General features: G+C 67.3%; 16 protein-coding genes. 10 read left to right on the plus strand and 6 right to left on the minus strand.

Annotation, left to right across the window (positions count from 1 at the left end):
- The first annotated feature begins 1 nt into the window (after window position 1).
- From ETX26_RS04050 to ETX26_RS04065, 4 genes are all read left to right on the plus strand, one after another.
- Window positions 2–1,141, plus strand: a complete 1,140-nt coding sequence (locus ETX26_RS04050) for an alpha/beta fold hydrolase (protein WP_225425495.1) — start codon at window positions 2–4, stop codon at window positions 1,139–1,141.
- A 4-nt stretch (window positions 1,142–1,145) separates the two neighbouring features.
- Complete coding sequence (locus ETX26_RS04055) at window positions 1,146–2,390, plus strand: carboxynorspermidine decarboxylase (protein ID WP_129523382.1); 1,245 nt, start codon at window positions 1,146–1,148, stop codon at window positions 2,388–2,390.
- 61 nt (window positions 2,391–2,451) lie between these two features.
- Window positions 2,452–2,955 carry a type III secretion system chaperone family protein gene (locus ETX26_RS04060; RefSeq protein ID WP_129523383.1) on the plus strand — a complete coding sequence of 168 codons (504 nt, stop codon included), beginning with the start codon at window positions 2,452–2,454 and terminating at the stop codon, window positions 2,953–2,955.
- 180 nt (window positions 2,956–3,135) lie between these two features.
- Window positions 3,136–4,338 carry a type III PLP-dependent enzyme domain-containing protein gene (locus ETX26_RS04065; RefSeq protein WP_129523384.1) on the plus strand — a complete coding sequence of 401 codons (1,203 nt, stop codon included), beginning with the start codon at window positions 3,136–3,138 and terminating at the stop codon, window positions 4,336–4,338.
- 26 nt (window positions 4,339–4,364) lie between these two features.
- Here the strand turns inward: ETX26_RS04065 and ETX26_RS04070 are convergent, their stop codons facing one another.
- The 3 genes from ETX26_RS04070 to murI all read right to left on the minus strand — a co-directional run bounded on the left by ETX26_RS04070 (window position 4,365) and on the right by murI (window position 7,742).
- Entirely contained in the window at window positions 4,365–5,576 is a 1,212-nt protein-coding gene (locus ETX26_RS04070; protein ID WP_129523385.1) for a cell wall hydrolase, read from the minus strand.
- Window positions 5,577–5,620: 44 nt separating this feature from the next.
- Complete coding sequence (gene hemA, locus ETX26_RS04075; RefSeq protein WP_129523386.1) at window positions 5,621–6,841, minus strand: 5-aminolevulinate synthase; 1,221 nt, start codon at window positions 6,839–6,841, stop codon at window positions 5,621–5,623.
- A gap of 100 nt (window positions 6,842–6,941) precedes the next feature.
- A complete protein-coding gene (gene murI, locus ETX26_RS04080; RefSeq protein WP_129523387.1) occupies window positions 6,942–7,742 on the minus strand; it encodes a glutamate racemase in 801 nt (266 codons plus the stop codon).
- A gap of 110 nt (window positions 7,743–7,852) precedes the next feature.
- On the opposite strand from murI, the gene plsY reads away from it, so the two are divergent.
- From plsY to ETX26_RS04105, 5 genes are all read left to right on the plus strand, one after another.
- On the plus strand, window positions 7,853–8,482 hold the full coding sequence (gene plsY, locus ETX26_RS04085) for a glycerol-3-phosphate 1-O-acyltransferase PlsY (protein WP_225425496.1): 630 nt from the start codon (window positions 7,853–7,855) through the stop codon (window positions 8,480–8,482).
- Window positions 8,479–9,573: a DNA-processing protein DprA gene (gene dprA, locus ETX26_RS04090; protein WP_129523388.1), complete on the plus strand. Its 1,095-nt coding sequence runs from the start codon at window positions 8,479–8,481 to the stop codon at window positions 9,571–9,573. Before plsY ends, dprA begins: the two co-directional genes overlap by 4 nt.
- Before the next feature lie 107 nt (window positions 9,574–9,680).
- Window positions 9,681–10,304 carry a hypothetical protein gene (locus ETX26_RS04095; RefSeq protein ID WP_129523389.1) on the plus strand — a complete coding sequence of 208 codons (624 nt, stop codon included), beginning with the start codon at window positions 9,681–9,683 and terminating at the stop codon, window positions 10,302–10,304.
- An 89-nt stretch (window positions 10,305–10,393) separates the two neighbouring features.
- Window positions 10,394–12,952, plus strand: coding sequence for a type I DNA topoisomerase (gene topA, locus ETX26_RS04100; RefSeq protein WP_129523390.1), 2,559 nt, complete (start codon window positions 10,394–10,396; stop codon window positions 12,950–12,952).
- A 43-nt stretch (window positions 12,953–12,995) separates the two neighbouring features.
- Window positions 12,996–13,178 (plus strand): hypothetical protein, encoded by a 183-nt coding sequence (locus ETX26_RS04105; protein ID WP_129523391.1) that lies wholly within the window; start codon window positions 12,996–12,998, stop codon window positions 13,176–13,178.
- 46 nt (window positions 13,179–13,224) lie between these two features.
- On the opposite strand, the gene era is transcribed toward ETX26_RS04105, so the two are convergent.
- Genes era through lepB form a run of 3 tightly spaced genes read right to left on the minus strand, consistent with a single transcriptional unit; the run spans window position 13,225 to window position 15,646 of the window.
- Window positions 13,225–14,130, minus strand: coding sequence for a GTPase Era (gene era / locus ETX26_RS04110; RefSeq protein ID WP_129523392.1), 906 nt, complete (start codon window positions 14,128–14,130; stop codon window positions 13,225–13,227).
- Window positions 14,127–14,798 carry a ribonuclease III gene (gene rnc / locus ETX26_RS04115; protein WP_225425497.1) on the minus strand — a complete coding sequence of 224 codons (672 nt, stop codon included), beginning with the start codon at window positions 14,796–14,798 and terminating at the stop codon, window positions 14,127–14,129. The genes era and rnc overlap by 4 nt, the downstream gene beginning before the upstream one ends.
- Window positions 14,795–15,646, minus strand: a complete 852-nt coding sequence (gene lepB, locus ETX26_RS04120) for a signal peptidase I (RefSeq protein ID WP_404825260.1) — start codon at window positions 15,644–15,646, stop codon at window positions 14,795–14,797. Before lepB ends, rnc begins: the two co-directional genes overlap by 4 nt.
- A 150-nt stretch (window positions 15,647–15,796) precedes the next feature.
- Between lepB and pgi the strand changes: the two genes are divergently transcribed.
- A complete protein-coding gene (pgi, locus tag ETX26_RS04125; protein ID WP_129523394.1) occupies window positions 15,797–17,326 on the plus strand; it encodes a glucose-6-phosphate isomerase in 1,530 nt (509 codons plus the stop codon).
- Window positions 17,327–17,330 lie beyond the last annotated feature (4 nt).

Raw genomic sequence — 17,330 nt, forward strand, 5'->3', positions numbered from 1 at the left:
GGTGCTGAGGCCTGTCCTGACAGCTGCTGCGGCGCTGACGGCGACGCTTTGCCACCCCGCCTCGGCCGCCGAGCCGGCGAGCGATCCCTACGCGCCGGCGCGCGAGATCATCGCCGACATGAACCGGATCGTGACGCCGGACGGTGTCGAGGAAACCTTCGTCGCCACGCTCGGCGGCGCGAAGCAGGTCGTCAACGTTCGCGGGACCGACCGCGACAATCCGATCCTGGTCTTCGTCCACGGCGGGCCCGGCGCGGTGGAGATGCCTTTCGCCTGGACTTTCCAGCGTCCGTGGGAAGACTTCTTCACGGTCGTGCATTACGACCAGCGCGGCGCCGGGCGGTCCTATCCGCTGAACTCTCCCGAGGCGCTCGCCCCGACGATGACGCTGGAGCGGTACCGGGACGATGCGATCGAACTGATCGAGTTGCTGCAGGAGCGCTACGGCGAGCGCAAGGTCGTGCTGATGGGGCACAGCTGGGGCTCGTTCGTCGGACTGGCGGTCGCGCTGGAGCGGCCGGACCTGCTCCATGCTTATGTCGGCGTGGGGCAGGGCATCGACTTCCGCGAAAGCGAGAAGGCTGGCATGGCCTGGACGCGGGCCAAGGCGCTTGCTGCCGGGGACGAGGAAGCGGTCGCCGCGATCGATGCCCTCGCGCCCTATCCCGCGGCAGGCCCGTTCACGATCGAGCAGGCCGACGGCTGGCGCAAGTACGCGATGCCGTACGGCTCGCTGCTGTACAACCGTCCGCCCGTGGAGACGCTCTATTTCCATCAGCCGCGCCTGTCGCCGCTTTACAGCCCCGCTGATCGCAAGGCCTGGGGCGAGGGCAGCGCCTTTACGGTGACGACGCTCTGGCCTCGTCTCGCCGATGTCAGCTTCGCGGACGTCGAGCGGGTCGAGGTGCCGCTGGTGTTCCTTCTCGGGCGGCACGACTATACCGTGCCTTCGCCGATCGCGGCCGAGTGGCTTGAAGAAGTCGAGGCGCCTTCCAAGGAGCTGGTCTGGTTCGAGCATTCGGCGCACATGCCGATGTTCGAGGAACCGGGTCTGTTCCTCGCCGCGCTGTTGCGCGAGGTGGTACCGCTCGCCAGGGATGCGCAGCACGCGTCCGCGAATATCGATCCGGGAGGTTCCTGAGCCGATGGAAACCAGAGCCGGCGATCCGGGCGCATTCGCCCATTTCGACCTTCACCGCGTCGACAGCCCCGCCTTCGTCGTGGACGCGGCGAAGCTGCGTGCGAACCTGCAGGTGCTTGCCGAGATCCGCGATGCGGCGGACATCAAGGTGCTTGCCGCGCTCAAGGCCTTTTCGATGTGGAGCGTCGCGCCGATCGTCGGGGAGTATCTCGACGGCGTGTGCACCTCGGGCCTGTGGGAAGCGCGCTTGGCGAGCGAGTTCTACGACGGCGAGATCGCGACCTACTCGGCAGCCTACAAGCCGGATGAGCTGGAGGAGGTCTGCCGCCTGTCGGATCACGTGATCTTCAACTCGCCCGGCCAGCTCGAACGCGCGGCGCTGATCCTCGATCAGGCGCGCGCGAGCGGACAGGATTTCGACGTCGGCCTGCGGATCAATCCGCTGTGTCCCTGCGGCGAAGTGCCGCGCTACGATCCCTCGTCGCCCGGTTCGCGGCTCGGCTTTCCGATCGACCAACTCACGCCCGAGATCATGGAGCAGGTGGACGGCATCCACTTCCACAACTTGTGCGAGCAGGACTTCGAGCCGCTTCGGCGGACGTGGGACAAGGTGTTCGACGCGATCGAGCCGTGGTTCGGGCAGCTCAAGTGGATCAATATGGGCGGCGGGCACCACATCACCCGCGCCGACTATCAGCGCGAGGAACTCGTTGAATTCCTGCGCGATGCGAAGGAGGACACCGGCGCGGAGATCTACCTCGAGCCGGGCGAAGCCGTGGCGCTCGATGCCGGGATCCTCGTCGGAACGATCCTCGATTCGATGTGGAACGGAATGCCGCTCGCGGTGACCGACATCTCCGCCACCTGCCACATGCCCGATGTGATCGAGGCGCCTTACCGGCCGGCGATGCTGCACGAACCTGGTCCGGGTCCCCGCGAAGGCGGGGACCTCAGTCTATCCGGCACTCCGCAGCCCGAGATCCCCGCCTTCGCGGGGACTCGGGACCTGGTCCGTCTCGGCGGCCCGTCGTGCCTCGCGGGCGACGTGATCGGCGATTACCGCCTGCCGGTGCCGTGCGAGCCCGGCCAGCGAATCGCCTTTCTCGACCAGGCGCACTATTCGATGGTGAAGACCAACACCTTCAACGGCGTCCAGTTGCCGTCGATCTGGCTGTGGGACAGCGAAACCGACGCGCTCGAACAGGTGAAGAGCTTCGACTACGAAGATTTTCGCGACCGGTTGAGTTGACGGGGGTTGGCGGGGGGAACCGTCCGTGGAAGGATCGCCCGGAGACGTTTGGGGGAAATCGATGCGCAAAGTCCATTTTCTCGCTGCGATTGCACTTGCCAGCGCGATTGCTGCACCCGCGCCGGTGCAGGCCCAGGGCTATTCGGCGGAGCGCCTCGTGAGATCGGTCGATCTCGATGATCTGAGGGTCGTGGTGACCTCGCTGGGCCACACAGTCAGAGAAGAGCGGACGTTTGGCGACGTCAGCCTGTCTGCGACCGATGCCGAGGGGACCAACTACATCGTGATCGGTACGGCCTGCGGGGCCAACGGCAGTGCCCGATGCCAGGGCGTGATGATGCAGGTCCGGTTCGATCCCGACGAGACCGTGAACGCGGAGAGCCTTGCGCGGGCCAATCTGTCGCAGGCTGCCGTCAACACCTGGCGCGATCCGGCAAACGGCACGATCGGGGTCACGCGCTATGTCGTGCTCGACCATGGAATCACGATGGCGAACCTGCGCGAAAACGTGAACGTGCTCCTCTCGCTGACGCCGAGCGTGGTCGACGCGCTTCTGGGGGAATAGGGTCCGCACGGCCCGTCTCGCCGCACCCCCGCTTCGTCCCCTCTCCGGTTGCAGGGAAAAGCACGAGTTTTCACTTGCGGTTCACGCTGCGAAGCTTATAGGCGCACCCCGCTGCCCCAAGGGGACTTCCTAACCGCAAGGCAGCCTCGTTCGAACTTAACCGTTTGGGGGTCCCTTGAGTTGCACATCCATCCTGACGCCCGGTCTGTAGTTCGCGCTCTCGCGCCGGACGAGCCGGTCATCCTCAATCGCCCGCACGCTGCGGAGCGCGCAGCGCGTTTCTTCGTCGAGAAGTTTCCGGGCAAGTCGCTCTATGCGGTGAAGGCCAATCCTTCGCCCGACCTGCTGCAGGTTCTGTGGAAGGGCGGCGTGACGCATTTCGACGTCGCCTCGATCGCAGAGGTGCGCCTGGTGCGCGCCATGCTGCCGGAAGCGACGCTGTGCTTCATGCATCCGGTGAAGACGCCGCGCGCGATTCGCGAGGCCTACTTCGAACACGGCGTGAAGACGTTCAGCCTCGACACGATCGAGGAACTGGCCAAGATCGTCGAGGCGACCACCGCCGAGGACGGCACGCCGGCTGCCGACCTGCGCCTGCTGGTGCGCCTTCGCGTTTCGTCCGACTACTCCGAGCTCAGCCTTGCATCCAAGTTCGGCGCCGATCTGGTCGACGCTGCGCCGCTGCTGCAGGCGACCCGCCAGCACTGCGACTGGCTGGGCGTGTGCTTCCACGTCGGGAGCCAGGCAATGACGCCGTTCGCCTATGTTCAGGCGCTGGAGCGCGTGCGCGCCGCGGTGGCCGAGGCGAGCGTGGTGATCGACGTGGTCGACGTCGGCGGCGGATTCCCCTCGGTCTATCCGGACATGGAGCCTCCGCCGCTGGAGGACTACTTCGAGGTCATCCACCGCCACTTCGAGAACCTGCCGATCGCCTATAACGCCGAGCTGTGGTGCGAGCCCGGCCGCGCGCTCTGCGCCGAGTATTCCTCGGTCGTGGTGCGGGTCGAGAAGCGGCGGGGGGACGAGCTCTACATCAACGACGGCGCTTACGGCGCGCTGTTCGATGCGGCGCATGTCGACTGGCGCTTTCCGGTCTCGGCGCTGGAGGACGATCTGCGCGATCCGCCGCAGGAGTTCGCCTTCTACGGCCCCACCTGCGACGATGCCGATTACATGAAGGGGCCCTTCATGCTCCCCGGCGACATCCAGGCGGGCGACTACATCGAGATCGGCATGCTCGGCGCCTACGGCGCGGCGATGAAGACCGGCTTCAACGGCTTCGGCAACGCGCAGCAGATCGTGGTGGGCGACGAGCCGATGGCGAGCCTCTACCGCGGCGACCGCGAGCGGCCGGTGACCGACAACGTGGTGAGCCTGCGCTGAGCAGACCGCCATCCCCGCGCGACCGGCTACGGCCTCGCGCGGGGAAGGCAGGCACCCACCGGCGGCGAGGCGAAGATGCGGCAGTCGAAATAGATCGCCTCGGCATTGCCGTTTCGCGCCGGCAGGAAACTGAAGCGCAGTACGCGGCGGGCTTCGCCGGTCAGCGGCAGTTCGGCCGGAATCGCCGCCGCATCGTCCCAACCGTAGACCTGGCAATAGGCGTCGCCCGGGCACAGGGCGCGGGCGCGCTCGACCAGTGTCTGCGGCGCATCCCCGCGCGCGACGAGCACGAAATGGACGCCGGGCGCGGGAGAGGCCGGAGCCGCAGTCGATGCCTCCGCTGCTCCGACCGGAGTCGCCTCCGCCTCGCCTCCGCCCGATGCGGTGATCGTACGAACCGCCATTCCCTGTTCGGCAAGTCGAGGGAGGAGAAGCTCCACCGGTCGATCGACTTCCTGCGCAGTCCTGCGCAGCGCCAGCGGATCGGGCTCGCCGCCTGTGTAACGGGCAGACATCGCCGCGCCGCTTCCCCACCAGCCGCGCCAGCGGAAGAACAGGTGCGGGCCCACCGCCGCAATCTTGTCGAGTTCGCCGCTCCAGGCGGGGTAGACGTAGTCTGCGTGGTAGTGGGTCGCCGTGCCGACCGGCGCGTGGACGTAACCGCCCAATGCCTCCTCAGCCCGCTGGCGTGCCGCGCGCCACAGGGCTTCGGAATAGCTCCGCGCGAGCGAGCCGTCACAAGTGAAGGTGAACTGGCACCCGGTGGGCCGCTCGGACCCTTGGAAGATCACGCCGCAGACCGTGTTTGCGAAGGCCGGATGGCGCACCCGGTTGAGGATCACCTGCATCACCGCGCGCTGGTCAGGCTCTCCCGCGCCCGCCTCGGCCATCGCGGCAAGCGCGAGACAGTCGCGGGCCCGAGTGCGGTCTGCGGAGCTGCCGTGAAAGGCGAAAGGCCGGGCGGCGGCGAGATCGGTATCGGCAAAGGGAACGGCGGCGTTGCGCGCGCGCGCATCGTCAGCGGGAAGGGTGGAGAGGATCGTGCCCTCGTCCTCGGCACTGGCGGGCAGGGCATCGGGCGGCGCAGCGGCGGGAGCAGCGCGGTGTGCCGCTCCCGTCACGTGCGGATCGGACGCATCGCCGAACAGCGCCAGCATGAGGAAGACCAGCGCGAGGATTGCGGAGACCGCGTGGAGAGGCGCATTCTCCCGCAACTGCCGTGATCCCGTCTCGTCCATTGCCGCTATCTAGCGTCGCGAGCGGCCACGAACAGAGGCAGCGCTCAGGCTGCCTGTGCGAGCTCCAGTTGGAGACGGTCCCAGATCTCCACCAGCGCGGCGGTCAGTTCGTCCATCATCGCTTCGGTGTGCGACGGGCCCGGAGTGAAGCGCAGCCGCTCGGTGCCGCGCGGCACGGTCGGGAAGTTGATCGGCTGCACGTAGGCGCCATATTCGGCGAGCAGGATGTCGCTGATCTTCTTCGCGCGCACCGGATCGCCGACCATCAGCGGCACGATGTGCGTCTGGCTCGGCATGACCGGCAGGCCGGCAGCGGCGAACTTCGCCTTGAGCAGCGCGGCGTTGCGCTGCTGCGCCTCGCGCTCCTCGTTCGATTCCTTGAGGTGCCGCACCGCCGCGAGCACGCCGGCGACGAGAACCGGGCTGAGTGAGGTGGTGAAGATGAACCCGGGCGCATAGCTGCGGATGCAGTCGATCACGCGCGTGTCGGCCGCGATATAGCCGCCCATGACGCCGAACGCCTTGCCCAGCGTGCCTTCGATGATGTCGATCCGGTGTGCGGCCTCGTCCCGCTCCGAAATTCCGCCACCGCGCTTGCCGTACATGCCGACGGCGTGGACCTCGTCGATGTAGGTCAGCGCGTTGTACTTCTCGGCAAGGTCGCAGATCGCGTTGATCGGGGCGATGTCGGCGTCCATCGAGTAAACGCTCTCGAACGCGATCAGCTTGGGCGTTTCGGGCGCTTCGGCCGCGAGCAGCTCTTCCAGATGCTCGAGATCGTTGTGCCGGAACACGCGCTTCTCGCAGCCCGAGTTGCGGATGCCGGCGATCATGCTTGCATGGTTGAGTTCGTCGGAAAAGATCACGCAGCCCGGCAGCAACTTGGCCAGGGTGGAGAGCGTCGCGTCGTTGGAGACGTAGCCGCTGGTGAACAGCAGCGCGCCGTCCTTGCCGTGCAGGTCGGCGAGCTCGCGTTCGAGCTGGACGTGGAAGTGCGTGTTGCCGCCGATGTTGCGCGTGCCGCCGGATCCGGCGCCGACGTCGTGCAGCGCCTCTTCCATCGCCGCGATGACTTTCGGATGCTGGCCCATCGAAAGGTAGTCGTTCGAGCACCAGACGGTGATCGGCTTCGGGCCGTTGTGCCCGGCGAAGCAGCGCGCGTTGGGGAAGGTGCCCTTGTTGCGCATGATATCGATGAAGACGCGGTAACGGCCTTCCGAGTGCAGGCGGTCGATCGCCTGATCGAAGATCTGATTGTAATTCATCGCACGCTCGCGCCTCGCCGTTCGGTCACGGCCGTTTCGGGCCGGCATTTAAGCCGCTCGCGCCTGCATTTCCACCGCGATCTTTGCGAGCGATTCGCAGCTAGAATTTCTCGAGGCGCTCGATGCAACAGGCGCGGAACGCCTCGGCGAGCGGCTGGAACTCCTCGATCGGTCCGGTCGTGACCGCGCGGTCGGGTTCTCTTCGCTCCATTGGCTGCCCCGCGACGAGGTGTGCGATCCGGCGCGCGATGCCCTCGGCGCCGTCGATCAACGCGACTCCGGGTCCGAAGGCCGCCTCCAGTTCGCTGCGCAGCAACGGAAAGTGCGTGCACGCGAGCACGACGGTGTCGATCCGGTCACCGCCCGGTTGCTCTCTGAGCCCCGCCACGGCATCCCTGATCGCTGCGGGGTCAAGCGGGCGCCCGCGCAGCTTGGCCTCGGCCGCTTCGACCAGGCCGGGCGCGGCGTGGCGCAGCAGCCTGTGGCCATTGCCGAACTGCGATTGGAGGTTGTCGACATAGGCCTGGCGGATCGTCGCCGCAGTGCCGAGCAGCCCGATCGTACCGCTGCGTGTCTGAACGGCGGCCGGCTTGATCGCCGGCACGGTGCCGACGATCGGAATCTCCAGCACCTCGCGTACCATGCCGAGCGCGATGGTGCTTGCGGTGTTGCAGGCGATGCAGATCAGCCGGGGGTGCCAGCGCTCCGCCATGCGCCCGAGCAGCCCGCAGACGCGCGCCGCGACTTCGGCCTCGCTCTTGGTACCATAGGGCAGACCCGCGAGATCCGCGGCGTAGATCACCGGTGCGTGCGGCAGCGTTTTGCGGACTTCCGCGAGCACGCTGAGTCCGCCGACGCCGGAATCGAACAGCAGGATGGGGGAGTGCGAAGAAACGTCCAAAATAGTCCCGTTCGTCCTGAGCTTATCGAAGGACCGCTTTTTCTTTGGCCCAGCGCCTATTAGAAGTACGGCCCTTCGACAAGCTCAGGGCGAACGGGTAGGGGGCAGATGTGGGCGCTGAACTGACCATCGACGTGCTATGGGCCGCGCTGCTCGGCTACCTTTGCGGCTCGATCCCGTTCGGACTGATTCTCGCCCGGCTCGCCGGGCTCGGCGACGTGCGCAAGATCGGCAGCGGAAATATCGGCGCGACCAACGTGCTGCGCACCGGCAACAAGGCGGTCGCGGCCGCGACCCTGCTGCTCGATCTCGCCAAGGGATTCGTGGCGGTGCTGCTCGCCGCGCACCTGCTCACCGGGCCAAGCGAGATGCCGGGCGCAATCCTCGGCCCGGCCCCCGTGGCCGCGGTGTTCGCGGTGATCGGCCACTGCTTCCCGGTCTGGCTCGGGTTCAAGGGCGGCAAGGGCGTGGCGACCAATGCGGGAGTCAGCTTGGGGCTCGCCTGGCCGATCGGGCTGGCTTACGCGCTCGTCTGGCTCGGCGTGCTGGCGGCGAGCCGGATCAGCTCGCTTGCCGGGATGAGTGCGGTGGTGGCCGCCGCGATTGTTGCTGCGGTGCTCGGCTACGCGGCCTATGTCCCCGCGCTGGTGCTGATCGCGCTGATCGTGCTCTGGCTCCACCGCGAGAACCTCAAGCGTCTGGCGAACGGCACCGAGCCGAAGGTCGGCTCGAAGGAGTGAGCGCGCTCTCGCAGTCCGAGGCTTTCGCGCGCATACGGCTGCTGCGGTCGCCCAATGTCGGCCCGGTCTCCTATGCGCACCTGCTCCAGCGATACGGCGGTGCGGAAGCCGCGCTGGAGGCGCTGCCCGAACTGGGCCGGCGCGGCGGGCGCGACTACCGCGCGGCGCTGGTCGAACGGATCGAGCGCGAAGTGGAGGCCGTGCGCGCGGCAGGCGCGCGGTACCTGTTCCACGACCAGCCGGACTATCCGCCACTCCTCGCAGAGATCGAGAGCGCGCCCCCGATCCTGACTGTCCGGGGCGACCTCACGCTCGCCGCGAAGCCCTGCGTCGCCATGGTCGGCGCGCGCAACGCCTCTGCCGCCGCGGTCAAGCTGGCGCGCGATTTCGCAGCGGCGCTGAGCGAAGCCGGGTTCGTCGTCGTCTCCGGCCTGGCGCGCGGCATCGACGGCTCCGCGCACCGGGGCGCACTGCCTGCGACGATCGGCGTGATCGCCAGCGGTATCGACATCACCTATCCTCCCCAGCACGCCGAACTGCAGGAAGAGATTGCGAGCGCAGGCCTGCTCCTCGCCGAGCAGCCGCCCGGCACCGAGCCGCGCGGCAGCCATTTCCCGAGCCGCAACCGCATCATTGCCGGGCTCGCCGCGGGAACGCTGGTTGTCGAAGCTGCGCCGAAGTCGGGCTCGCTCATCACCGCGCGGCTTGCCGGCGAGGCGGGGCGCGAGGTCATGGCGATCCCCGGCAGCCCGCTCGACGCCCGCTCACAGGGGTGCAACCAACTGATCCGCGATGGCGCGGTCCTGGTCCAGGCGCCGGGGGATGTGATCGAGCTTCTCAGCGATTTCGACGGCACGCCGCGCTCGACTTTTCGTGAAGCCGCACCGTCCTATGATCCCGCTTCCGACGAACTGGAGGAGGCTGAACCGGCCGACATTCGCGGCCTCCTCACCATTGCGCCGGTCCCGGTGGACGAACTGATCCGCCAATCGGGCACCGGCGCCGCGGCCGTGCAGATGGCGCTGCTGGAACTTGAAATCGCCGGCCAGTTGCAGCGACATGCGGGCGGGCGGGTCTCGCTCGCGGGATAACCGAACAAGGGGGGGGGGGTGAAATGCATCGCAGGGCGGATTTCAGGGGAATTCTCGAGGAGACGGTCGCTCTCGCGCGCGAGGTCTTCGCCTACTTGCTCGTCTTTGTGATCGTGGTCGGTGGCTTGGGCGCGGTCAGTGAGATCGGCGGTGCGACCGACCCCGATCGCCTATGGGGTTTCGGTTTTACCTTTGACGCCGGCACCACAATCCTGGGCGGCATTGCCGGGGTGGCCGCTCTTATCGCCCATGTCGTCGGCAGCTATCTCATTCTTGAAAGAATGCTGGAGCTGCGCGGGCGAGTGGGTTCGGGCGGAACGCGTATCTGGGCCTATGTCGGCCTCGCGCTCCTCACCGGGTTTGGCATGATACTCGGGCTGCTATTTTTGATCGTGCCGGGCCTGATCCTTGCCGTGCGTTGGAGCGCGGCATCGGGCTTCCTCATCGCACGGCGAGCTGGCGTGATCGAGGCGATGGGCGCAAGCTGGAACGTGACCAGAGGGCACAGCTGGCCGATCTTTTTCGCAGGGCTGGTCTGCTTCCTCTTGGCTCTTGTTCCGATCGTCGCAGTGTCGAGCTTCATCGAGTTTGCGGGGGCGGGGCCTGTGGGCGCGGCCATCGGCACTGGGCTCACCGATGCGATAACGACCGCGGTCTTTCTCCCACTGGGAATCTCGGTTTTTACGCTGCTTGACGAGGGCACCCAGGAGATCGGGGAGGTCTTCGCCTGATCTCCTCGCAAAATCATGGATTGACGAACGCGCCGGAGCCTAGCCACCCTCGCGCACACGTACACACGTAAGGGACCGCCTCCACTTCCATGCAGCTTGTTATCGTCGAATCGCCGGCCAAGGCGAAGACCATCGAGAAATACTTGGGCAAGGACTTCAAGGTCCTCGCCTCCTACGGTCACGTCCGCGATCTGCCGCCGAAGGATGGCAGCGTGCGGCCGGACGAGGATTTCGCGATGGATTGGGAACTCTATCGCGACAAGCAGAGCCGCTTCAAGGAAATCGCCGACGCCGCGAAGAAGGCCGACCGGCTCGTGCTCGCGACCGACCCCGATCGTGAGGGGGAGGCGATCTCGTGGCACGTGCGCGAGCTGCTCGCGAAGCGCAAGTCGCTGCCCGCGAAAGTCGACCGCGTCACCTTCAACGCGATCACCAAGCCTGCCGTGACCGAAGCCATGGCTCGTCCGCGCGAGCTCGATCGCGACCTGATCGACGCGTACCTGGCGCGCCGCGCGCTCGACTATCTCTACGGCTTCACGCTTTCGCCGGTGCTCTGGCGCCGCTTGCCGGGAGCCAAGAGCGCGGGCCGGGTGCAATCGGTCGCGCTGCGGCTGATCGTCGACCGCGAGCGCGAGATCGAGGCTTTCCGTGCGCAGGAATACTGGTCGGTGGTGGCGAAGCTGGAGCAGGACGGCACCGAATTCGATGCGCGCCTGGTCAAGTACGACGGCAAGAAGCTCGACAAGCTGACGCTCGGCGATGAGGGTAGCGCGATGGCCGCCAGGGCCGCGGTCGAGCAGGGCCGCTTCACGATCGAAGAGATCGAGACCAAGCCGCTCACGCGCAATCCGGCGCCGCCGTTCACCACCTCGACGCTGCAGCAGGAAGCCGCGCGCAAGCTCGGCTTTTCCGCCAGCCATACCATGCGGCTTGCGCAGTCGCTCTACGAAGCCGGCGCGATTACCTACATGCGGACCGACGGCGTGCAGATGGACGGTAGCGCCATCAGCGCCGCGCGCAAGGCGATCGCGGATCGCTATGACGGGCACTACATCCCGGAAAAACCACGCCACTACAGCACCAAGGCAAAGAATGCTCAGGAAGCGCACGAGGCAATCCGTCCGACCGATTTCTCGCGCGACCGTGCGGCATCGGGGGACGAGGGCAAGCTCTACGATCTGATCTTCAAGCGCGCGATGGCCAGCCAGATGGCGGCCGCGCGGCTCGAGCGCACGACTGTTACCCTGCGAGACGGGACCGGCAAGAACGAACTGCGCGCGACCGGGCAGGTGGTGAAGTTCCCGGGTTTCTTCGCGGTCTACCAGGAAGGCTTCGACGACAAGGACGCAGAAGACGACGAGGGTCTGCTGCCTGTCATGCACAAGGGCGACAGCCCGGCGAAGAAGGGTGTCGAGGCCAACCAGCACTTCACGCAGCCTCCGCCGCGGTTCTCCGAAGCCTCGCTGGTCAAGCGGCTTGAGGAACTCGGCATCGGCCGACCGTCGACGTATGCATCGACGATCCAGACGCTACGCGATCGCGAATATGTGCGGATGGAGAAAAACCGTTTCTTTGCAGAGGAATCGGGCCGGCTCCTGACCGCATTTCTGGAGCGCTTCTTCGAACGCTACGTCGCCTACGATTTCACCGCCGGGATGGAGGACGAGCTCGACGAAGTCTCGGGTGGGCGTGAGGAGTGGAAGGCGCTGCTCACCCAGTTCTGGCGCGACTTCAAGCCGAAGACCGAAGAAGTGATGGAGCGCAAGCCTTCGGAAGTGACCGAAGCGCTCGATGATTTCCTGTCCGACTATCTCTTCCCGCCGCGCGCCGACGGCAAGGATCCGCGCACTTGCCCCCTGTGCGAGGCCGAGGGCCGCCCGGGCGGCCGGCTTGCGCTGCGCGGTGGGCGCTACGGCGCCTTCGTCGCCTGTGCGAATTACCCGGAGTGCAAGTTCACGCGCCGCTTCGCGCAGCCGGGCGCCGACGGCGAAGCCGCGGCCGATGATGGCGTGCTCGGCAAGCATCCCGAAACCGGTGAGGAGATCCACCGCAAGACCGGCCGCTTCGGTCCCTACATCCAGATGGGCGAGGGCAAGGACGCCAAGCGCGCGAGCATTCCCAAGGACCTGCCCGACTTCGATCTCGAGTGGGCGATCAAACTGCTCGAGCTGCCCCGGATTGTCGGTCAGCACCCGGAAACGGGGCAGGATATCGAGGCAAATATCGGGCGTTACGGTCCGTACCTGCGCCATGACGGCAAGTATGCCAAGCTGTCCTCCACCCGTGACATTTTCGAGACCGGGATGAATGCCGCCGTCGCCGCGCTCGCCGAGGCCGCCCAGCGCGGCGGCCGCGGCACACGTGCCAAGGCGGAGCCGATCAAGACGCTCGGAGCCCATCCGACCAGCGGCGGCGAGATCAAGGTCATGCCGGGCCGCTACGGCCCCTACGTCACCGACGGCACGACAAACGCGACCATCCCCAAGGACGTGAAGCCGGAGGATGTCACCGAAGCGCAGGCCATCGAACTCATCGATGCACGGGCAGCCAAGGGGCCGGCGAAGAAGAAGGGTGGGCGGAAGGCAGCGCCGAAGAAAAAGCCTGCCGCGAAGAAGAAGGCCGCGCCGAAGAAGGGGGCTGCGAAGTGAGCACCGCCGTCCCGCCATCGATCCAGGGCCGAGAGGCGTAGGCATGGCGAAGGAGCACTTCGAGCGCCACAAGCACCCGTGGAAAGCCGACGAGGCCGGTCAGCTGCGCACGCTTGCCGCCAAGGGCCACGGCCTCAAGGCGATCGCCAAGGCGCTCAACCGCAGCGAGGAATCGGTCAAGGACTTCGCCAAGAAGAACAAGATCGGGATCGCGAAGAAACGCTAGCGGCGCTCAGTCGCCGTTTCGGTGCTGGGAAAGGGTTGGGGGCGACTCACCGCCCCCAGTCCAGCCCGATCTCCTCGAAGATCTCGCGGTTCTCGGCCCAGTTCTCCTCCACCTTCACGTGAAGGAAGAGGTGGACCTTCACGTCGAGCATCTCGCTCAGTTCCTTGCGCGCCGCCTCGCCGATCGCCTTGATGCGGCTGCCGCCCTTGCCGAGGACGATCGGGCGCTGGCTTTCGCGGCCGACGACGATCTGCTGGTGGATCTCCAGGCTGCCGTCGGGGCGCTGCTGATAGCTCTCGGGCCGTACGGCGCTGTCGTAGGGCAGTTCCTCGTGGAGCTGGCGGTAGAGCTGCTCGCGAGTGACCTCGGCCGCCAGCAGGCGCTCGCTGGCGTCGCTGACCTGGTCCTCCGGATACATCCACGCGCCTTCGGGCATCGTCTCGGCGAGCGCCGCCTTCATCTCGGGGACGCCGTCGCCGGTGAGGGCGGAGACGAAGAACACCTCCGCGAACTCGACTTTGCCCGAAAGCTCCTGCGCCAGCGCGAGGAGCGGCTCCTTCTTCGCCACATCGACTTTGTTGAGTACCAGGATCTTGCGCTCGGGCCTGGTCGCGAGCGCTTCCAGCAGCGGCTCGAGCTCGTGCCGCCGCTGCTTGACCGGATCGACCAGCAGCAGCACCGCGTCGGCCGCCTCCGCGCCTTCCCACGCGGCGCTCACCATCGCACGGTCGAGCCGCCGGCGCGGTGTGAAGATGCCTGGGGTATCGACCAGGATCATCTGCGTTTCGCCGTGGAGCGCGATGCCGAGCATGCGCGCGCGGGTGGTCTGCGCCTTGGCGCTGGTGATCGCGACTTTCTGCCCGACAAGCTGGTTCACCAGCGTGGACTTGCCCGCGTTCGGCGCGCCGATCACGGCGACGAGGCCGCAGCGGGTATTGGTATCGTCGGTCACCCGAACATCTCCATGAACTTGCGTGCGGCCGCCGTCTCGGCCTCCTGCTTGCTGCTTGCCGTGGCTTCGGCCTCGCCGACCTTGTGGACCTTGACCCTCACCGTGAAGCTGGCGGCGTGGTCGGGGCCGGAGCGATCGATGAGCTCGTACTGCGGCGGGCGGCGCTGGTTGCCGGCCGCCCACTCCTGCAACGCGCTTTTCGGATGCTTGGAGCGGCCGGCGTGCCCCTCGACCAGGTCGTTCCACAGCTTGCGGACAAGGTCGCGGGTGACATCGAATCCGCTCTCGACGAAGCTCGCGCCGAGCAGCGCTTCCATCACGTCGCCGAGGACGTTGTCGCTCTCCGCCGCGCCGTCGTCGCGCGCCTGCTTGCCGAGGCGGACGTGGGCCGGGGCGCCGATCTCGCGGGCGATGCCGGCGCAGGCCTGGCGGCTGACGAGCGCGTTGAGCCGCTGCGCGAGCTCGCCCTCCGCCGCGCCATTGCGTCCGTAGAGCCACTCGGCGATCGAGAGGCCCAGCACCCGGTCGCCGAGGAACTCGAGCCGCTGGTAGTGCCGCGTGTCGCCGGTGCTGCCGTGGGTCAGCGCCTCGCGCCATAGCGCCTCGTCGCAGACGGCGAAGCCGACGCCGGTCAGCCACTCGCGCGTCTTGCCGTCGAGCGTGCTCACAGCCCGTCTCCGATGCGGCTCCAGCGCGCGGCGGTGAACCAAGTCCAGGGCAACAGCCATTCCGCGCTGCCGTCGGTCGACCACATGATGGCGCTTGCGCGGCCGACGAGGTTCTCCTGCGGCACGAGCCCGACGCCGCCGCCCGGCATGGCGGGGAAGCGGCTGTCCTGCGAATTGTCGCGGTTGTCGCCCATTACGAAGATCGTCCCCTGGGGTACGATCGTCGGGCCGTAGTCGTCCTGCGGGGTCGTCCCGAAGTCGAGCACCGTGTAGCTGCGGCCCGACGGCAGCGTTTCGCGGAAGCGGGCGTAGCGGCACTGCTCGCCGCCTTCGCCGTCCGCCTCGCGCACTCCGCCCCAGGCGCAGTCCGTATTGGGCGAGAGAGGGATCACGAAATCGTCGATCCGCTGCTTGGCCACCGCGTCGCCGTTCAGGAAGAGCTGGCCGTTACGCATGGTCACGGTATCGCCCGGGAGGCCGATCACCCGCTTGATGTAGTCCGTACGGTCGATCGGGTGCTTGAAGATCACCACATCCCCGCGCTCGGGCTGGCCGGCGAACACACGCCCCGGGATCAGCGGAGCGGAGAAGGGCAGGGAGTAGCTGGAATAGCCGTAGGGCCACTTGGCCGCGACCAGATAGTCGCCGTTCATCAGCCGGGGCAGCATCGATTCGCTGGGGATCGAGAAGGGCGAGAAGACGAAGCTGCGGAAGATGAGCACGACCAGCGCGAGCTTGACCAGGAACAGCAGGAAGCCGCCGAGCGTCTCGCTCTGCTCCTCGGGCCCGGGTGCTTCGGCTTCGGACACGGCAGTCATGCGGTGCCGGGGTGTTGACAGATGTGACATGCCGGCGCCTTTGAAAAACCGCGGTTTTCCCGTGAAAGGTCGCAGGGGGCCGTGACCTTGGATAAGGGCTCGCCCGGGTTCGGCTGAGTGCTTGCAAACATCGCCACAGTCCCTAGTCGGGAGCGCACGATGTAGGAAAGGGATTTTCGTATGACCGAGGCGGTTTCCGCAGCCTGGCAGCGGGTCGAGGCCGTGCCTCAGCGCACGCTGAAGGAACTGTTCGCCAGCGATCCGGGGCGGGTGACCCGGCTCTCGCAGCGGCTCGAATGGGGCGAGGGCGAGATCGCCGGCGGCATCCGCTTCGACTGGTCCAAGACCCATCTCGACGAGGATCTGCTCGCCGCGTTCGAGGCGCTCGCCGAGGCGCGGGGTTTCGCGGCACAGCGCGCGGCCCTGCTCGGCGGCGAGAAGATCAATGTTACCGAAGGGCGCGCGGCGGAGCACACCGCCCAGCGCGGCGTCGGCAGCGAGGCGGCGGTGGAAGAGGCCGCCGCGCTCCACGCACGAATGAAGCTCCTGGTCGAGGCGATCCACGAGGGCGCGCTGGGTCCGGTGAAGCACTTGATCCACATCGGCATCGGCGGAAGCGCGCTCGGCCCGGCGATGGCGGTCGACGCGCTGACCCGTGACCTCGCGCTGGTGGACGTGCATGTCGTGTCGAACATCGACGGGCTCGCGCTCGAGCAGGCCTTCGCCGCCTGCGATCCGGCGACCACGCTGATCGCGGTGGCGAGCAAGACTTTCACCACGATCGAGACGATGACCAACGCCGCCAGCGCGCTCAACTGGCTGCGCGACAACGGCGTGTCCGATCCCTCCGGCCGCGTCGTCGCGCTCACCGCGAGCCCGGAGAAGGCCGTCGAATGGGGCGTCGACGAAACCCGCGTCCTGCCGTTTCCGGAGAGCGTCGGCGGGCGCTATTCGTTGTGGTCCTCGATCGGTTTCCCGGTCGCGCTCGCCGTGGGGTGGGACGAGTTCGAGGCCATGCTCGCTGGCGCGCGGATGGTCGACGAGCATTTCCGCGATACCGACGGGCGCGACAACCTGTGCCTGCGGGCGGCCTTCGCCGACCAGTATTACACCAGCGTGCGCGGCTGCCAGACCCGCGCCGTCTTCGCCTACGACGAACGGCTCGCGCTGCTGCCCGACTACCTCCAGCAGCTCGAGATGGAATCGAACGGCAAGCGGGTGACGGCCGACCAGCGGCCGGTCTCCGGCCCGACCGCGCCGATTACCTGGGGCGGGGTGGGTACCGACGCGCAGCACGCGGTGTTTCAGCTTCTCCACCAGGGGACCAACCTGGTGCCGATCGACTTCATCGCCAGCGTGGCGCCCGGCGACGCGCTCGACCCCGCGCATCATCGTATCCTGCTGACCAACTGCTTCGCGCAAGGCGCTGCGCTGATGGCCGGCGACGCGGGCGAGGACCCCGCGCGCCACTTTCCCGGCGACCGCCCGAGCGCGACCATGCTGTGCGACGACCTCAATGCCGCCGCGCTGGGCGCGCTGGTCGCGTTCCACGAACACCGCACCTTCGCCAACGCGGTCTTGCTGGGCATCAACCCGTTCGACCAGTTCGGGGTCGAACTTGGCAAGCGCATGGCGAAGGACATGGAGGCCGGCGGAGGCGACTTCGACGCCAGCACCCGGGCGCTGCTCGAAGCCGCCGGGCTGGGGTGAGAGA

Source organism: Pelagerythrobacter rhizovicinus (genome assembly GCF_004135625.1).
Classification (GTDB): Bacteria; Pseudomonadota; Alphaproteobacteria; order Sphingomonadales; family Sphingomonadaceae; genus Pelagerythrobacter; species Pelagerythrobacter rhizovicinus.

What these genes read in the sequence shown, in the direction of transcription:
- ETX26_RS04055 (WP_129523382.1), top strand. Translation starts at nt 1,146, where the DNA reads ATGGAAACCAGAGCCGGCGATCCGGGCGCATTCGCCCATTTCGACCTT.
- ETX26_RS04060 (WP_129523383.1), top strand. Translation starts at nt 2,452, where the DNA reads ATGCGCAAAGTCCATTTTCTCGCTGCGATTGCACTTGCCAGCGCGATT.
- ETX26_RS04070 (WP_129523385.1), bottom strand. Translation starts at nt 5,576, where the DNA reads ATGGACGAGACGGGATCACGGCAGTTGCGGGAGAATGCGCCTCTCCAC.
- hemA (WP_129523386.1), bottom strand. Translation starts at nt 6,841, where the DNA reads ATGAATTACAATCAGATCTTCGATCAGGCGATCGACCGCCTGCACTCG.
- topA (WP_129523390.1), top strand. Translation starts at nt 10,394, where the DNA reads ATGCAGCTTGTTATCGTCGAATCGCCGGCCAAGGCGAAGACCATCGAG.
- ETX26_RS04105 (WP_129523391.1), top strand. Translation starts at nt 12,996, where the DNA reads ATGGCGAAGGAGCACTTCGAGCGCCACAAGCACCCGTGGAAAGCCGAC.
- lepB (WP_404825260.1), bottom strand. Translation starts at nt 15,646, where the DNA reads ATGTCACATCTGTCAACACCCCGGCACCGCATGACTGCCGTGTCCGAA.
- pgi (WP_129523394.1), top strand. Translation starts at nt 15,797, where the DNA reads ATGACCGAGGCGGTTTCCGCAGCCTGGCAGCGGGTCGAGGCCGTGCCT.